The 17710-nt window shown below is 65.2% G+C and carries 14 protein-coding genes; 6 read left to right on the forward strand and 8 right to left on the reverse strand.

Annotation, left to right across the window (positions count from 1 at the left end):
• The first annotated feature begins 38 nt into the window (after window positions 1-38).
• Window positions 39-263, forward strand: a complete 225-nt coding sequence (locus FHR22_RS16860) for a ParD-like family protein (protein WP_166944859.1) — start codon at window positions 39-41, stop codon at window positions 261-263.
• A complete protein-coding gene (gene map / locus FHR22_RS16865) occupies window positions 247-1035 on the forward strand; it encodes a type I methionyl aminopeptidase (protein ID WP_166944860.1) in 789 nt (262 codons plus the stop codon). Before FHR22_RS16860 ends, map begins: the two co-directional genes overlap by 17 nt.
• 2 nt (window positions 1036-1037) lie before the next feature.
• On the opposite strand, the gene FHR22_RS16870 is transcribed toward map, so the two are convergent.
• The 4 genes from FHR22_RS16870 to FHR22_RS16885 all read right to left on the reverse strand — a co-directional run bounded on the left by FHR22_RS16870 (window position 1038) and on the right by FHR22_RS16885 (window position 6939).
• Window positions 1038-2501: a leucyl aminopeptidase family protein gene (locus tag FHR22_RS16870; RefSeq protein ID WP_166944861.1), complete on the reverse strand. Its 1464-nt coding sequence runs from the start codon at window positions 2499-2501 to the stop codon at window positions 1038-1040.
• A 16-nt stretch (window positions 2502-2517) separates the two neighbouring features.
• Window positions 2518-3711, reverse strand: a complete 1194-nt coding sequence (locus FHR22_RS16875; protein WP_166944862.1) for an alpha-hydroxy-acid oxidizing protein — start codon at window positions 3709-3711, stop codon at window positions 2518-2520.
• Between the two features lie 69 nt (window positions 3712-3780).
• Window positions 3781-4485, reverse strand: a complete 705-nt coding sequence (locus FHR22_RS16880; RefSeq protein ID WP_166944863.1) for a helix-turn-helix domain-containing protein — start codon at window positions 4483-4485, stop codon at window positions 3781-3783.
• A gap of 186 nt (window positions 4486-4671) precedes the next feature.
• Window positions 4672-6939, reverse strand: coding sequence for a TonB-dependent receptor (locus tag FHR22_RS16885; RefSeq protein WP_208417769.1), 2268 nt, complete (start codon window positions 6937-6939; stop codon window positions 4672-4674).
• A 309-nt stretch (window positions 6940-7248) separates the two neighbouring features.
• Between FHR22_RS16885 and FHR22_RS16890 the strand changes: the two genes are divergently transcribed.
• Genes FHR22_RS16890 through FHR22_RS16900 form a run of 3 tightly spaced genes read left to right on the forward strand, consistent with a single transcriptional unit; the run spans window position 7249 to window position 9691 of the window.
• Complete coding sequence (locus FHR22_RS16890) at window positions 7249-8460, forward strand: serine hydrolase domain-containing protein (protein WP_166944865.1); 1212 nt, start codon at window positions 7249-7251, stop codon at window positions 8458-8460.
• A gap of 33 nt (window positions 8461-8493) precedes the next feature.
• Window positions 8494-9363 carry an alpha/beta hydrolase gene (locus FHR22_RS16895; RefSeq protein ID WP_166944866.1) on the forward strand — a complete coding sequence of 290 codons (870 nt, stop codon included), beginning with the start codon at window positions 8494-8496 and terminating at the stop codon, window positions 9361-9363.
• Between the two features lie 46 nt (window positions 9364-9409).
• On the forward strand, window positions 9410-9691 hold the full coding sequence (locus FHR22_RS16900) for a hypothetical protein (protein ID WP_166944867.1): 282 nt from the start codon (window positions 9410-9412) through the stop codon (window positions 9689-9691).
• A gap of 61 nt (window positions 9692-9752) precedes the next feature.
• Here the strand turns inward: FHR22_RS16900 and FHR22_RS22700 are convergent, their stop codons facing one another.
• From FHR22_RS22700 to FHR22_RS16915, 3 genes are all read right to left on the reverse strand, one after another.
• A complete protein-coding gene (locus tag FHR22_RS22700) occupies window positions 9753-10775 on the reverse strand; it encodes an alpha/beta hydrolase-fold protein (protein ID WP_166944868.1) in 1023 nt (340 codons plus the stop codon).
• A gap of 161 nt (window positions 10776-10936) precedes the next feature.
• Window positions 10937-14551, reverse strand: a complete 3615-nt coding sequence (locus FHR22_RS16910) for an ABC transporter permease/M1 family aminopeptidase (RefSeq protein WP_166944869.1) — start codon at window positions 14549-14551, stop codon at window positions 10937-10939.
• A gap of 11 nt (window positions 14552-14562) precedes the next feature.
• Window positions 14563-15456 carry an ABC transporter ATP-binding protein gene (locus FHR22_RS16915; protein WP_166944870.1) on the reverse strand — a complete coding sequence of 298 codons (894 nt, stop codon included), beginning with the start codon at window positions 15454-15456 and terminating at the stop codon, window positions 14563-14565.
• Between the two features lie 188 nt (window positions 15457-15644).
• Between FHR22_RS16915 and FHR22_RS16920 the strand changes: the two genes are divergently transcribed.
• Window positions 15645-16226: a TetR/AcrR family transcriptional regulator gene (locus tag FHR22_RS16920; protein ID WP_166944871.1), complete on the forward strand. Its 582-nt coding sequence runs from the start codon at window positions 15645-15647 to the stop codon at window positions 16224-16226.
• Window positions 16227-16259: 33 nt separating this feature from the next.
• Here FHR22_RS16920 and FHR22_RS16925 read toward each other — a convergent pair whose 3' ends face one another.
• Window positions 16260-17702: an amidohydrolase family protein gene (locus FHR22_RS16925; protein WP_166944872.1), complete on the reverse strand. Its 1443-nt coding sequence runs from the start codon at window positions 17700-17702 to the stop codon at window positions 16260-16262.
• Window positions 17703-17710: the final 8 nt, after the last annotated feature.

The following is a 17710-nucleotide window of genomic DNA, read 5'->3' on the forward strand; positions in this document are numbered from 1 at the left end:
AATATACAGACCATATATGAATCATATAGGAAAACCCTATGGGCATCGTGAACATAGAAGATGAACTGCACGACCAGCTGCGCCTGGCGAGCAAGGTGGCATATCGTTCGATCAATGCGCAGGCTGCCTACTGGATCAAGATCGGCATGCTGTGCGAGACCAATCCGACGCTGGATTTTGCCGAAATCGTCGCGCGCGAGATGAAGTCCGCGGGCGTTACGACGCAACGGCTGGCGAATGTGGACCATGACGAAGCGGCCTGAAGAACTGGCGCTGATGGCCGAATCGGGGCGGCTGCTCGCGTCGGTGTTCGAACTGCTCGACCAAACCCCGCTGGCGGGCATGTCGACGCTCCAGATCGATACGCTGGTCGAGCGCTACATCGTCGACGATTTGCAGGCCCGGCCCGCAAGCAAGGGCCAATATGGTTATGGTTTCGTCCTGAACAGCTCGGTGAACCAGGTGGTTTGCCATGGCGTTCCGTCGCCTTCGGAGGTGCTGCAGGGCGGCGATATCGTCAATCTCGACATCACGCTCGAGAAGAACGGCTATATCGCCGATTCGAGCAAGACCTACCTGATCGGCGCGGTTGAACCCGCCGCGCGACGGCTGGTCCAGACGACTTACGAGGCGATGTGGATGGGCATCAGGGCGGTGCGTCCGGGCGCCCGGCTCGGCGATATCGGCTGGGCGATCGAACGCCATGCCAAGCGAAACGGCTATTCGGTGGTACGCGAATATTGCGGCCACGGCATCGGCCGCGAGATGCACGAGGAGCCGCAGGTTCTGCACTTCGGACGGCCCGGGACGGGACTGGTCCTGCGCGAGGGCATGGTCTTCACGATCGAGCCGATGCTCAATCGCGGCCGGCGAGGGGTGCGGACCGAAGCCGACGGCTGGACGGTCGTGACGAAGGACGGCTCGCTCTCCGCCCAGTTCGAACACACGGTGGCGGTGACGGCAGCTGGGGTGTCGGTGCTGACGCTACGCCCCGACGAACGCGGCATGATGGGCAAGATGAAGATCGCGGCCTGAGATCACCCTTCCGCCGCCAGATCGGCCCAGCGATCGAGAAGCGCAACCCCGAAGCCGGTCGCGCCGGGGCCGCAGCGCGACGACCGCCGTGTCGCCCAGCCGGTGCCGGCGATATCGAGGTGCGCCCAGCGGCGGCCGTCCGCGAATTTTTCGATGAACTTCGCCCCCGCGACGGGCGACCCGCCGCCGGCGCCGAACCATCCCGGTGCGCCGAGGTTGGAGACATCGGCGACCGGCGATTCGACCAGATAGGCCATCGAGCGGGTGAGCGGCAGCCGCCAGAGCGGCTCATGCGTCGCCGCACCGGCGCGGGTGAGGCCGTCCGCCAGCGCATCGTCGCTGGTGAACAGTCCGGCAAAATCCTCGTGCAACACCCCCATGATCGCTCCCGTCAGGGTGGCGACGTCGACGATGACGCCGGGATCATATTCGCGGATCGCATAGGTGATGGCGTCGGCGAGGACGATCCGCCCCTCGGCGTCAGTGTCCTGCACCTCGATCGTCAGCCCCGACAGCGACGTGATGACATCGCCGGGGCGGTAGGATTTTCCGTCGATATTATTCTCGCACATCGGAACGACGGCGACGATGTTGACCGGCGCCCGGCGCCGCGCCAGCCGCTCGACCGCGCCAAGCACCGCCGCGCCGCCCGCCATATCGAACTTCATCTTCGCGATGCCCGGCCGCGGCTTGAGGTTAAGGCCGCCGGCATCGAAGGTCAGCCCCTTGCCGACGAACGCCGCATCCCAGCCGTCGTGATCGGGCGCGCCGCGCCATTCGGCGATCGTCAGCCGCGGCTCGTTGGCGCTGCCCGCGGCGACGGCGAGGATGCCGCCGGCGCCGAGCGCTTCGAGCTCGGCGAGACCCAACTGGCGTACCCGCACGCCGAACGGCGCCAGCGCCTCTGCCGCCTCGTCGGCAAAAACCGCCGGAGTCAGCCTGTTCGCGGGCTGCTCGACCCACGCGCGGGCGCGGTTGACAGGGTCGGCCCGGTGGCGGGCCTGCTCGACCAGCGCGGCATCGCGCCCGGAAACCAGCAAGGTCGAGGCGAATTGCCCGGGGACGGCATCGCGGCGCCCCTGATCGAGCCGGAAGCCGTGCAGCAACACGCCTTCGCACAAGTCGCCGAGCGCATCGCCGATGCCGAGTTCGGCCGCCGACGGCAGGCGCGCGGCGGCGAGCATCAGCCCGCGCATCGACTCGACGGCATGGCCGCCGGCGCCCCGCCAGCGATCCTCGCTGTCGCCCGCGCCGACCGCGACCACCACGATCCGTCCGCCCGCCTCGCCGTCACCGACGATGTCGAGCCAGCGCCCCGGCTTCGGCTCGAAACCCGCCGCCGCAATGATCGACGCGATGCGGTCACGGAGGGCGTCGGGGGCATGGATGGCGTCTTCGGACGCGAAAACCAGGGTTGGCGCGGTTTCAGCACCAGTCGTGATGTCGATGCTGCTCCAGCTCGTCATGGCAAAAATCCTGTCATCAAGGGAAGATGTGGCTCCGTTCGCCAGGTTTCGAGCGGAAGGCTGAGAGGTGGTGGACGTCGGCGGGCGTGATATCGGCGATGCGCGTACGCCCCATCAGCGCCATGTCGCGTTCGATCTCGCTCCGGAAAATCGACAACACGCGCGCGACTCCCGCCTCGCCGCCAGCGGCAAGCCCATAGAGATAGGGCCGGCCGATCGAGCAGCCGTTAGCGCCGAGCGCGATCGCCTTCAGCACGTCGGTGCCGCGGCGCGCCCCGCCGTCGACGATCAACTGCCCGGTGCCCCCGATCCGGTCGCGGATCGCGGGCAGATAGTCGAGCGGCGCGCCCACGGTGTCGAGCTGGCGGCCGCCATGGTTCGACACCATGATCGCGTCGGCACCGCGCGCGATCGCCTCATGGCAGTCGCCCGGCATCATCGCCCCCTTGATCACCAGCTTGCCCGGCCATTGGCCGCGCAGCCATTCGACATCCTGCCACGTCGCGGTCCGGTCGAACTGCGCATTCACATAATCGATCACGCTGGTACCCCCGTTTGCGATATCGCCGACATAGTCGGCGACGTTAGCAAGGCGGAACGAGCGGTTCTTCAGCGCCCCGAACGACCAGCGCGGATGAACGGCCAAGCTGAGCAGGCTGCCGGGTGAGAAGCGCGGCGGCATGATCATCCCGCTGCGCAGGTCGCGTTCGCGGTTGCCCGCGATCGCGGTGTCGACGGTCAGGCAGAGCGCGCCATAGCCGTGCGCCGCGGCGCGTTCGAGCAGCGCGCGGGTGAGCCCGCGGTCGCGGAACAGATAGAGCTGGAAATAGCGCTGGACCCCGGTCGCGGCGATCGCCTCGATCGACGTCGTCGCCATCGTCGACAGGCCGTATGCGATCCCTGCCCCTGCCGCCGCGCGCGCGACCGCCGTTTCGCCTGCAGCATGGAACAGCTGCGACATGCCGGTGGGCGACAGCATCAGCGGCATCGCGACGTCGAAACCCAGCAAATCGGTGCCGGGATCGACATGGCCGACGTCGACGAGGGTGCGCTGCGCCAGCACCCATTCGCCGAACGCCGCACGGTTACGCGCCAGCGTCCATTCGTCGTCGGCGCCGCCTTCGAGATAGTGGCGGATCGGCAGCGGCAGCGCGCGGCCGGCGAGCGCCTGGACGTCGGCGATGTTGAAAGCGTTCGAGAGCGCGGCCACTGGGTTACCCCTTCCCGCGCGCACGGATCGCGGCCGCCGCCTCACGGCGGGCGAACGGGGCGGCGCCGGCTATTTGTCCGCGACGGGCGCCGATGCCTTGCCGTGCGGATCGACGATCCGCATCGACCGGCGGTCGGGCGACGCGGCGCCGAGCGGCTCCATACGCGGGCAGAGGATGGCGAGAATCCGGCACGAGCTGCTGCCGACCCGGACATGCGCATGCTTCATTTCGGCATCGAAATAGATGCTCGAACCCGCCGTCAACCGGACCGGCGCATAGATTTCGGTGTGAAACTCCATCTCGCCTTCGAGGACATAGTTGAATTCCTCGCCGCTGTGCTGGGTGAAGGCGCCATATTCGGCGACATCCTCGATCAGCAGTTCGGCAACGACCGGCTGAAAGCGTTTCTGGAGCATGTCGGAGGCGTGGAACCATTCGAGATAGGAACCGGCGTCGACCATCGTCCCATCCTCGGGCCGCGTGATGCTGCGCCGCATACCGTAAGCCGATGACTGCTGCATCGCCATCGGCACCGCGGTGCCGAGGAATTCGGTGATGTCGGCCTGCAGCGCGCGGCTGACGCTGTCGAGCCGTTCGAAGCTGGTCGAAATCTTGCCATTTTCGATCTTCGACATGGTCGACAGGGCGACGCCTATGCGATCGGCGAGTTCGGCGAGCGACAGTCCCGCCGCCAGCCGCCGTTCGCGAATCGCCGCGCCGACGCGCAGCCGGCTGCTCGCCAATTCGTCCCTGCGTCCCGTCTTTTCGCGCATTGTCCCTCGAAAATTCCTGCCCTGCACCGATCGTCGCGCCGCGCTGCCGAATCAGATGCCGGCCCGTCTGTGCACCGCCGCCGCAGCGCGGACCGACATGGCCAAGGAGGGCCCGCCCGCGCAAGCAGAAAGGGCGAATTTTCATTTCGAAAGACAAGGCGGCGCCCCAGCTCAATGTTTGCCTGTTCAATATTTGAACGTCACCGCGACGCCGATCGTCCGCGGCCGCTGCACGATCACTTCGTTGATCCCGTTCGCGCCGGTTCCGCTGAGCTGTGCACGCTTGTCGGTCAGGTTGCGGACGAACAGGCTGATGTCGACATGGTCGCTTTCGAACCCCGCGCGCGCATCGAACAGCGCATAGCCCGGCAACAGATAGTCGGGATTGACGAGACTCGACAGCAGCGCTGTGTGGCGCTGGCCGACGAACTTGGCAGTCGCGCCGACGACCGCGGTCCAGTCGCCCGACACCGGGGTGCGATAATCGAGCGCGAGCGACCCGCTCCACTTCGGGCTGTTCGGCAACGGGTCGCCGACGCCGACCGATGCCGCCGCCAGCGGGTCGATGCGCGTGATCTTGCCGTCATTGTATGACAGCGTCCCGGCCAGCGTCAGCCCGTCGACCGGCCGCAGTGAAAGCGAACCCTCGACGCCGTAGACGCGCGCATTGCCGCCATTGGTATAGGCGTTGAGCCCGCCGCTGCTGACCTGGATCAGGATATCCTTCCAGCGCATGTAGAAGGCGGAGATGTCGATCGTCGCCTTGCCGTCCCAGAATTTGCTCTTCACCCCGCCTTCGAAATTCTCGGTCGAATCCGATTTGAAGCTGGCGGGGAGACCGGGAACCGCAAAGTTCGGCCCGCCGGGGCGGAAGCCGGTCGCGTAGCGCGCATAGACCATGCCGTCGGGCGAGAAATGATAGCGTGCGGTGAGCAGATAGGTCTTCACCGTTTCCGAACCGCGCGTCGTCCCGGTGTCGGCAGGAACGGCGGGCAGGCCGGAGAACAGCAGGAAGGCGTTGAAGGCCTCGGCATCGCTGCCATAAAAGGTCTGGTTATAGCTCTGGCGGATGCGCCCGACGCGCAGCCCTCCGGTCAGGTCGAGGCTCTCGCCGATCTTGTACGTCAGATTGCCGAAGCCGGCGATCTCTTCATAGGTGTCGTTGACGCCAAAGCCGATCGCGGGATCGAGCGTCGGCACCGCGACGAAATTCGCGTCATAGCCGGTGACGTTGGTCGAGGTCCGGGCGCGCTCATGGGTGTAGAAGGCGCCAAAGACATATTGCAGCGGCCCGTCGCCCGACGAGGCGAGGCGCAGTTCCTGCGAAAATTTCTTGATCGGCCCCAAAGCGTCAGCTGCAGCGGCCGTTCCCGCGGGGACCGGCTCGCCCCCGAACAGGGTCAGGAAAGGCAGGGTGGTGTTGAACGGCAGCGCGTTGAGGACGATGCTGGCGTTGATCTTCTGATAGCTGGTGACCGACGTCAGGCTGCCGAAACCCAGATCATAATCGATCGTGCCGATCAGGACGTCGGATGTCTTGCGATAGCGGTTGTAGAGTTGCTGGTCATATTTCAGATCGCCGGTCAGCGGTTTGCGATCGGCGCCATAGACGATATAATCCTGCCCGGGCTGGTTCACCCGCTGGTGGAAACCGACGATATTGATGCTGAGATCGGGCGAGGGTTCGAAACGCAGCGATCCGTTGATGCCCCAGTTGCGCTGGCGGTTGAAGTCGCTGACACCCGCCACGCCGTTGTCGATGAAACCCGATGGACGATCGATATAACCCGATACGCGAAGCCCCAGCATGTCGCGGACGACCGGCGCGCTGGCCGCGGCGCGGACCGAATAGCCGGTGCCGCCGTGCTGCGTCCCGCTGAGTTCGCCACGTGCGATCGCGGTGACCTCGGTAAGGCTGGGCCGCGCGAAGGTGTAGGAGACGAGGCCGCCGAGCGTGTTGGCACCATAGAGCGTCCCCTGCGGCCCCTTCAGCACCTCGACGCGTTCGAGATCGATCGGGTCGAGGTCCGTCGAATTGGCGCCGCCGAGGTTGAACGACGAACTGGGGCCGACAGGCGCGCCGTCGATCACGATCCCGACAATCGCGCCGAGATTGGTGCCCGTCGTCAGCCCGCGAATGACCGGCGTACCGCCGCCACCGACCTGGCTGACCTGAACCCCGGGGGTTAGCGCCAGATAATCCTTGAGGCTGGTGTAGCCAGCGTCGAGCAGGTCGCTGCCGCGAAAGGCGGAAATCGCGCTCGGCACGTCGAGCTGACGTTCGGGGCGCTTGTTCGCAGTAACGATGATGTCGCCGCTGCCGTCGTTCGCGCTGTTGTCGGCCGGGGCTTCGCTGCCCGGCGCCTCACCCCCTTGAACTTCGTTCTGCGCCCATGCCCCCGTCGGCATCGCGGTTGCTGCCAACAAAAGCGCAACGATCGTCCGATTTATCATCATTCCCTCCCGGATGTCCGCGCCGCCTCGGCACTTTCCATATTTCCTTTAAGGAAACTTATTTTCACAAATCTGTCAATCGCTCTTTTTGAGCGCGCTTCCGTGGCATAGGAAACCCCTGAATTCCGCACCGGAACAAGGTCGGCCTCACACGAACCGCTCCCATAGCCAGCATAATATATGCGCAACACTACAAGAAGGGCTTGACCAAAATCGGTTTCCATACTTTCCTGTGGTGAAATGTGACGAGCTTCGGGAAAGTGCGAGTCGGCCTCGCAGCCTATGGTCCGGGGCGATTGGGAGAGAATTATGCCGGCATATCAATTCGGGTCAGCCACCGCGGCGGAGGCGGGCTTTTCAGGCGCCGTGCTCGCCGAACTCGACGCCTATTTCGACACGATGGTCGCCAATGGCGAGCTTCCCGGGCATGTGATGCTGCTGGTGCGCGGCGACAAGGTCGTTCGCGGCCATGTCACCGGCTTCGCCGATTGCCGCGACCGGCGGCCGCTCACGGCCGATGCGATCTTCACCCTCTTTTCGATGAGCAAGCCGCTGGCGGCGGTCGCGATGCTGCTGCTCCACGAGGAGGGGAAGTGGCAGTTCGACGACAGCGTCGCCGACTATCTTCCCGAATTCCGCGATATCGCGAGCCTTCCGGGCAGCGGGGCAACGCGGCCGCCGACGATCCGCGAGCTTTTCACGCACAGCGCGGGCTTCAGCCTGGGCAGGACGGTCGAGGAGATGCAGGCGAACGTCCAGAAGCTCAAATGGCACGATGCGCGCTCGCTGACCGAGCAGATCGGGCGCTATGCAGCGATCCCACTGGGATATGAACCCGGCACCGCGTGGGAATATAGCGTCGCCACCGACCTGCAGGCCGAGATCGTCGAACGGCTGAGCGGCGAGCGATACGACCTGTTCCTCAAGAAGCGCGTGTTCGACCCGCTCGGCATGACCGATACCGGCTTCACGCTCGATTACGACCGGACGCGGCGGCTGGTCTGCGGGCATGTCCTCGACCCGGAAACGGGCCGGCTGCGCGCCGCGACGCCCGAAGAGCGGATGGAATCGATCTTTCCGATGGGCGGCACCTCGTTCAAGTCGACCGCTCAGGACTATGCCCGCTTCGCGCGCATGCTGCTCCAGCGCGGCACGCTGGGCGAAGCGCGGATATTGAAGCCCGAGAGCGTCGCATTGATGCTCGCGAACCACCTGCCCGACGGCCTGCTCGAAAACCGCTATCCGATCCTTCACTATGCGATCGGCCAGGGGAACGGTCACGGCCTGAACGGCATGGTCTGCCTCGATCCCGCGCGCGCCGGGCGGCCGGTGGGCACGGGCACCTATGAATGGGGCGGCGCCTTTGGCACCTGGTTCTGGATCGATCCCGAGCATGACATATTGTGCATCGGCATGACGCATCGCCAGCGGATCCAGACCGACCTGCGCCCGCCCGAAATCGTCGCACAGGAATTCATCTATCGCGCGCTGCGCGAAGGCGCCGCCGCACACACGGCCTGATATCGTCCCTCACCCCCCAGGAAGGCATTCTTCATGAGCTTCTCCATCCAGGCCCAGGTCGACCGGTTCGAATTGCCGCATCCGCGCGGAACCGGCCATTTCCAGATCAGCGTTTCGCGCCCCGCCCATTCGCCCGAAGGCGGCGACGTGCCGGTGCTTTTCGTGCTCGATGCCGATATCGGTTTCGCGCTCGCCGCCGAGATTGCGCGGCTGCGCGGCGTGGCCGGCATGCTGCCCACCGCGATGGTGGTCGGCATCGGCTATGGCGCCGATTTCGCCGAATTTGCCAAGCTGCGCACCGCCGACCTCACCCCGCCGCTCAGCGAGGCGGGCCGCGAAGCGCTGGGCGACATGACGAGCTTCATCGGCGACAGCGACGGCGGCGCCGATGCTTTCCTCGATTTCCTCACCCTGATCCTCGCGCCCGAGATCGCGCGGCGCTATCCCGAGGCGTCGGCCAGCAACCGCATCCTCTTCGGCCACTCGCTTGGCGGCCTGTTCACCGCTTATGCGCTGCTCACCCGTCCCGACGCCTTTTCGACCTTCCTCGCGAATAGTCCGTCCTTATGGTGGGACGGCTTTGCGATCCTCGGCCATCTCGCCGCTTTCGCCGAGCGCCTCGCCCGGCTCGATCGCCAGCCGCGCGCGCTGATCGGCGTCGGCGCGAAGGAGCAGGAGATGCCGGCCAAGGTCCCGGCGGGCATGGCCATGTCGCTCGAACAGGTGCAGGCGATCGTCACCGCGTCGCGGATGGTCGATGCCGTGCCCGAATTCACCGCCGCCCTGCGCGAAGCCGGGCTGACCGGCGTCGCGCACGTCATCTACGACGATGAAGATCACAGCAGCGTCATTCCCGCCGCCCTGATGCGCGGGCTGCGCTTCGCCGTGCCCGACCCGGAATAGTGCGTCAGCCTTCGGGCTGGGCGACCGGGACGCTGAGAGCGCTGGGGTGCGCGGCGTCGCGGAACAGCCGCACCGTGACGGTGCGCGCGTCGGCCATCGTCTCGTCGGCCACCGGCTTGCCGCTGTTATAGTTGCGCTGCCACGCGACGCTCTGGTTCGCCCGCAGGACCAGCCGCAGCCGATTGCCCGCCCGGATCAGTCGCGAGACGAAGGCGAAGCGATCGAAGTCGTAACGGCGCGGTGCCGTGCCATCGATCAGCTTCTCGGTCCGCAGCTGTTCTGCCCGACCTTGATCCCGAAGAATTCGGCCTCGGGCTTGCGCACCTGATCATGCCCCCACGGGCCTACGGATGCGATAGTTGATCTGCGGGCTGTAGGTGGCCTTCGCCTCACCCGTTGCGGCGCACGCCGGAGGCCGCGGCCAGTACGAGCGCCGATGCCGCGGACAGAAGATATTCACGCCGGTTCACGCTTGCTTCCCCCAATTCCTCATTCGAGACCGAATGCGAAATCGATACCGCGCGCCAGCGCCGCCCAGATCGCGAGCCGGTGACCGACCTTGTCGAAGCGCGCATATTCGACTTCATATCCCGGCCGCCCGGGCAGCGCACGCAGCCGGTTGGCGAGTTCGTGTGCGTTGCGGACCATGCCGGCGCTGTCCCACGCCGCCTGCGCCTCGGGCGACCATATCGGCGGCGACGGGTCGGGGCCCGCTTCCTTGCTGCCGACGGTGACAGGATACGCGGCGCCGCCTTTCCCGCGCGGACGGCGGCGGTGAAGGCCGCCTCGTCCTGCAGCACCTGCCGGTTGTTCCACCAGTTCGACGGGCTCGATGCGATAAACACGTCATAGGCATCGGGGTTGACGAACGCGGCATGGACGACCGCCATTCCGCCGAGCGAATGCCCGAACAGCACTTCCTTGTCCGCATCGACCGGCACGATCCCGCGTACGAGCGGCTTCACCTCCTGCTCGATGATCTGCAACAGGTCGTCGAGCCCGCCGATGTCGCCGGCGCTCAGCGCCGGGAGTCCCATCGCGTTCAGCGCATCGAGATCGGGCCCGGGGGCGACCGGCAGCGACAGGTCGTAAAGGCGCCGGTAACTCGGCGCGACGCGCCAGCCGGCGACGCCCTCATAAGTCGCCTGCAGCGGGCGCTTGGTCTTGAGGACGCTTTCGGTCCAGCTTTCGTCCTGCGGATAGCCGATGCTGACGACGACCAACGGCGTCGCTTTCGGAGCGGCGCGCGCCGCCTCGGCAACGCTCGAGAACGCGATATAGCCGTCGAAGGCATAGACGACAGCAAATCCCTTCGCGGGCCGGTCGGCGAAGGGCAGCGCGATGTTGATCGTATAGCGCCCGCCGTTAACCTTCGACCCGAGCTCGATCTGGCGGCTGTTGGGAACCGACACCTCGGCGGTAAGCCGGCCGGCATCGGCCGCCCGGTCCTGCGCCCCGGCCGCACTTGCCGGGAAGGCAGCAAGCAGGAAGGCGAGCGGGGCGGCCGCCCGAAGAAACCGCCGCCCGCCCGCCCGTCCGACGCAAGCCGGACGGGCGGGCGGGCGCCACCACCTCAGCTACCGGCGTTCGCCACCGCGACGACATTGTCGTTCACGTTGCGATCGATGTAGGTCAGGTAGGAATCGACCCCGGCAAAAGCTGGCTTCTGCTTGGTGACGAACCGGACCTTCTGCTCACCCGACCGGATCGGTACGCGCTTCATCGACAGGACATTCCCGCTTCCGAAGGCCAGGTCGGCCGGGTTCGCGCTGAACACCCCGATATCGAGCGGTTCGGCAAACGGTGCCGCCTTCTCGTTGCCCTTGCCGTCGGCATAGACCTTGCCGGCATGGACGGTGATCGTCGTTTCATACTGGCCGTTCGGCAGCTTGCGGACGGTCGCGCTCTTGGCCCTGAGATCATAGAGCGTGATGCGATAGAACAGATCATTGATCAGCTCGCGCTCGGCCGGCGTGCGCGCCATGCTCATCATCGCGTTCACATAGTCGACCGACCGGGCAAACGGCGCGGGCTTGAAGCGGTAGCGGTCGATCACCGACCGCAGCGCCGCGTTAACCCGTTCCTCGCCGAACCGGTCCTGCAGCAGGTACATGACCACCGAACCCTTGTAATAGTGGATATACCCCTGCTTCTTCACCAGCGCGAGCGGGCGCTCCTCGGTCTTTTCGGCACGGCGGCCGGCGAGATAGTCGTTCTGCTCGAACTGCAGGAAGCGACGCATCCCGTCATGACCGTAGCGATGCTTCATCACCATGATCCCGCCGAATTGCGACGGCGTCTCGGTGAGGATTTCAGCGCCCTCGACGTCGCCCGGCATCACTTGGTGGAACCAGTATTGATGGCCGAACTCGTGCGCGGTGACGAAGGCGAGATAATCGACATCCTTCGGATTGCGGAAGTCGCCGGTGAAGCCGAAACGCTCCGAATAGCCCACGGTACCCGGTGCCGAGTTGGCGGTACCCTGATAGTCCGGACGCTCGATGACCCGGAAATATTTATACTGATAGGGTCCCCAGTTCTTCTGATAATATTGCAGCGCGTCCTTCACCACGCCGAGCATGCGATCGACGTTCATCGGATGCTTCGGATGATAATAGACGCTGAGCTTCACCCCATCGACGTCGATCGACTTGACCGCATAGCGGCCCGACTGGATCGTGATGAAGTTGAGCGTCGGGATCGGCGAGACGAAGCGCGCGATGCGGCGGTTCCCCACGACCTTGTTCGACACTTCCTCGCCAGTCACGATCAGTGTCTGGTCGGCGTCGGTCGCAACCGTCACGTCAGTATTGATCCGGTCGACCCCGGCATAGCTGCGCATGACCGCCCGCTTGTCGTCGAGCGACGGCGTCGGCGTTTCGGGCGGCAGCCCGTATTTCCTGCGCAGGTTGCTGCCCTGCAGGAAATTGTTGCGGCTCATCCCCAGCGCCGGCGCGAAGCCGAGATTGGTGAGATAGGCGCCGTTCTTCGCCGGCTGGACGTCGATTTCCCAATATTGCTTGTTGCTGGGCAGTGACTTGAGCCCGCGCTGCGCCATCACGGTACGGAAGGTCAGCGTGCCGCTCGCGCCCGGCTGCAACGGCCGGTCGAAACGGTAGATCTTGTGGAGATTGTTCACATCTTCCTTGATCAGCTTCGCACCGGGGACGTTCATCGCCTCGACGTGCGCCATCGAATCCGGCACGCCCATGCGGACATGAAGCAATTCGATCGGCTTGTCGGTTTCGTTGGCAAAGCGATACTCGCCGTCGAATTGCACCCACCGCTTCGTCGGCCGCAGGTCGACGTTGAGCTTGACGTCCTTCAGCGCAGGCTCGGGCTGGTCGAGATATTTGGCGTAATCCTTCTCGTACTGCGCCGTATGCGCTTCCATCTCGTCCTCGTCGAAGCGCGTGTTGACGATGTTCATGTTGTAGAAGAGCAGCGTGCCGATGCCGACGGTAACGGCAAGCGCCACCGACAGATAGGCGAGCGGGGCGCCGCGCAAGCGCAGCGGCAGCGTACGCCACTGACCGCCGAGCGTAACCGCGGTGCCGCGGCGCCACATCAGGTGGCCGATCACGACGAGGACCGCAGCGAACGCCGTCCAGTAAGCGCTCAGCCACCAGGCGGTGGCGCCCATATAGTCGTTGCCGTTCATTTCCGACAACGGCATCGGCGCATCGCCATAGTTGATCAGCGGATGATCGAAACCGAGCCCGGCGAAGACGATCGTCGAGATGAGGTAGAGGAGCATGATGCCCCAGCCGACGAACTTATTCGGGCTGACCGCCTGTGCGACGATCGCCAGCACCGACAGGTGGATGACATAGAGCGCGCTCGGAATGACGAACCACATCAGCCACTGGCCGAGTTCGACATCGGTAACGCCGCGCACGAACTGATAGGCGACCGCCTGCAGCAGCACCGCCAGCACGCTGAGGGCGAACAACACGCCGACCACACCGGCAAGCTTGGAAACGAGGAAGACCCAGTTGGGCAGCGGCGTCGCATCGACGATCTCGCTGATCCGGCGTTCGCGTTCACGCCAGACCACTTCGCCCGAGAAATAGATCGCCATGAGGAGCGTGATCAGCGTCGAGCCGCCGCGCACCGTGTCGATGATCGCATAGGTCCGCGGCCAGATCGGCACGTCGTACATGCGGCCGGCGAGCATCAGCGTCAGCATCAGGTTGATCGACCCGATCAGCGCGAGCACCCAGAAGGCGGGGCTCTTGAACACGAGTTTCATCTCGAGCCGCGTGCGCGTGACGAGCTGATGCCACGCGCCGCGTTCGGGCGTGTTTTCGGGCAGGCGATCGACCAGCACCGGCTGGATCGCGGCAAGCTTCTGCTGATGCGCCGCGTCGCGCTTCGCGCTGGCCTTCGACGCGCCGCGCGCGGCGAAGCGGAAGCGCCAGACGACAAAGCCGACGATCGCGACCGAGATCGCGATCCACAGCAGCCGGTGGCTCGCCAGCATGCCGGTCAGCTCCAGCGCCTGCGTATTCTGCTGAATCGGCGTCAGGTACCGCACGCCCAGACCATAGGCGACCGAACCGAACGGCTCGAAATAGGCCGCGAGCGATACGTCGGGCATTTTGCGCATCATCGCGGTGAGCGCGAAATAAGCGAACATCGAGACGATGACCGCAAGATAGCTGTAGGTCACCGACCGCGTCCAGCTGGCGATCGCAAAGAAGATCGCCGAGGTGATGAGGACATTGGGCAGCGCGATGACGAAATAGGCGAAGACATAATCCTGCAGCCGGTTCGGCCCGATGAGGTCGGGGTTCACCCACGGCATAAAGGTGCCGAGCCACAGCGCCAGCGGCACCGCCAGGAACGCGACTGCGGCGCCGAGGAAGGCGCCGGTGAAACGTCCGAACAGATAGGGCAGCTTGCCGACCTTGGTCGACCGGATGATGCTGCCGAAACCGGTCTCGTCGTCGCGCACCACCACGTTGCCGACGAACGCGGTCGTGACAAACATGAAGAACATCGACATGGTCAAGAGGACCTGCGCGATCCCGGTCGGCGCATTGGTATGGATGTTGCCGCCGACGGGGCGGATTGATTCGACCGATGTCCAGCCGAGCGTCAGCAGGAAGAACATGATGGTCGCGACCCAGAAGACCGGGTTGCGAAACTGGTAGCGCAGTTCGAAGCGCGCGATCGTGGCGAACATCGGATGGCCCCTTAAGCGGCTTTGGCGGCGGCGGCGCGACGCGAGCGGTTGAGAGTCGACAGATAGACGTCTTCGAGCGCCCCCTCGACCGGCACGAAGCCATTGCCCGGATCCTTGTCCGACAGGACATGGACGATGGTGCTGCCCGAAAGCAGGCGCGTCGAGATGACCTCGTGCGATGCCTGTACCTCGGCCAGCCGGTCGCGTTCGATCGTCTTGGCCCAAATCGTACCGCGGCTGCGTTCGATCAGGTCGAGTGGCGCACCCTCGACCTGGATGCGGCCGCCGGCGAGCACCGCCATGCGCGGGCACAGGTCGGCGACGTCTTCGACGATATGGGTCGACAGGATCACCACGACATTCTCGCCGATCTCGACGAGCAGGTTGTAGAAGCGGTTGCGCTCCTCGGGATCGAGGCCGGCGGTGGGTTCGTCGACGATGATCAGCTCGGGGTTGCCGATCAGCGCCTGCGCGATGCCGAAGCGCTGGCGCATGCCGCCCGAAAAGCCCGCAACCGCCTTGGTCCGGACGTTCCACAAATTGGTCTGGTTGAGCAGCGTCTCGACGGTCGCCTTGCGGTCGGCGGTGTTCACCACCCCCTTCAGCGACGCCATATGGTCGAGCAGGTCATAGGCCGAGACGCGCGGATAGACGCCGAAATCCTGCGGCAGATAACCCAGCGTCGCGCGCAACCGGGTCGGTTCGGCGAGCACGTCGATATCGCCGAAGCGGATGTCGCCCGCGGTCGGCGTCTGCAAGGTCGCGATCGTCCGCATCAGCGATGATTTGCCGGCACCGTTCGGGCCCAAAAGCCCGAACATCCCCTTGCCGATCGACATCGTCACCCCGTCGAGCGCGCGCGTGCCGTTCGGGTACACATGCTCAACACCGTTCAATTGCAGCAATGTCTGTCTCCTGAAAATTCATCTGAAGACGGGTTGACGCCCCCGTCCGGCGCGGCTTATTCAATTTCCGACCAATATGGTCGGTTACCAACCAAAATGGACTGTTACAAGTTTTTTGTGAAACGGGACCGGGTCGGACGGCGATCGAAGATTGACCGGCGCGAACGCGGCCATGCTAGGAAGCGACCATGCGAAGACCGACCCGAGCCGAAATCGACGCCGAAATATTGGATTGCGCTGCCGGCGTGTTCGGCCGCCACGGCTTTGCCCGCGCGTCGATCCAGCAGATTGCCGACGCGCTGCAATATTCGAAGGCGGGCTTGCTCCACCACTATCCCAGCAAGAAGGCGCTGTTCGATGCGGTCATCGGCCGGTACGAAACGCTGACCCGCGAACGGATCGCCAACCTCACGAATTTCACCGCCGGCATCGACCGCGACCGAGCGCTCGTCGAGAATGTCGTCGACAGCACATTCGAATCGCCCGGCATGGCAGCGTTCGCCCAGCAATTGGCGCGCGAAGGCGAGCAGTTGGAAAGCGAGGGCGCAAAGCGCGACCCACGCTTTGCCGATCTCGGTCTCGAGGTCGTGGCGTCGCTGGGGGTCGACCTTGCCGATCCCGATCTCGACCGGTTGGCGCGCGCTTTCACGGCCTTGTCGGGCGCCAATTTCTCGGCACGGCTTGCGGTGACGATGGGGCTGCAGCGCGAATGGCGCGCGCCGATCATCGCCGCCGCCATGGCCGCGCTGGGCCATGGCGGCGGCGCCTGAGCGCGATCCGGCCCGGTTCGCCCCCGCGATCATTTATTTCACCGCCGGCATCGGCACTTCTTCGTGCGCGGCTTTGTAGATACGGCCGTCCTGGAGCATCAGCCTGCCGTTGACGAAGGCGGTCTGCACCTTGCGCAGCGCCGCGAAATCCTCGTCGGGATTGCCGTCGACGACGATGATGTCGGCCAGCTTGCCCGCCTCGATCGTCCCCAGCCGGTCGCCCATATGCATGATTTCGGCGCCCGTCTTCGTCGCCGCGACCAGCGCCTCGGCCTTGGTGAAGCCGATGCGATGGAAGGATTCGAGTTCGTCGATATAGGATCCGGGCAGAAAGTCCGTCCCGGCAAGGGCGACGACGTCGAGCCCGATCCCCATCTTCACCCCCGCGCGGCGCATCTTGGCGACCATATTCTCGTTGACCGCCTCGTTGAGTTCGAAGCGGCGCGAGGTCGAACCGAAATAGCCGCCGCTGCCGCGCATGATGACGCGATAGGCGACCAGCGTCGGTACCGACGCGATACCGCGTTTCGCCATCAGGGCTACGGCCGCATCGCTGCGCGGCAGCGGATGCTCGATCGAGTCGACGCCGGCCTTGATCGCCATGTCGATATATTGGGTTTCGCTGTCGACCGTCACCGGCAGCCCGAGCGAGTGCGCTTCGTCGACCGCGGCGGTGATTTCCGCCTGCGAATATTCGCTGGCGAGCTTGATCAGGTCGGCGCCCTTGGCGAACTGGATGCGCACCGCTTCGCGCCACTGGTCGGGGCCCGACGCGACGCGGACCATCGAATTGGGATTCTGGTCGTGGATTTCGGGATAGCCCGGCTGGAAGGTGTGCAGCGCGCCATGGCCGCCGGTCTGAGTGATTAGCTGGCCCGCCGCCATGATGCGCGGCCCGGGCAGTTCGCCCGTCGCCTGCAGCCGCTTGAGCACGAAAGGCGCGTCGCCGTGCGACGCAACATCGCGCACGCTGGTCACCCCCGATTCGAGATAGACGCCCATGCGCTTGACGCCGCGCATCACCGATTCAGCGCCGCTCATGTTCGCGGTCGAATAGACGCTCGCCGCATCGGCGCCTTCCATGAAGGTCAGATGGCTGTGCAGGTCGATCAGCCCCGGCATGACGGTCTTGCCGGTGACGTCATACACCACCGCATCGGCCGGCCAATTCTTGTCGCCCGGGTTCAGCACCGCCGTAATCGACTTGCCCTGAACGACCACCGTCGCCGGACGCGCCGGCTTGCCGGTGCCGTCGAACAGCCGGCCGCCGACCAACACGAACGATCCCTTGGGCGCATTATAATCGGCGGGCATCGGGATGCGCAGCACGTCGTCCGACGTCGGCACCGATTTCGGCAGCCACTGGTCGCGATTGTAGATCGGACGCGCCTCGGGCCCGCCGTCTTGCGCCGCGGCGGGCGCGGCAATCACGGCTGTTGCGAGCAGCAACCCCGAAAGCAATGCGGCGATCTTCATCCCTGCCC

The sequence above is a fragment of the Sphingopyxis panaciterrae genome, assembly GCF_011762125.1.
GTDB lineage: Bacteria > Pseudomonadota > Alphaproteobacteria > Sphingomonadales > Sphingomonadaceae > Sphingopyxis > Sphingopyxis panaciterrae.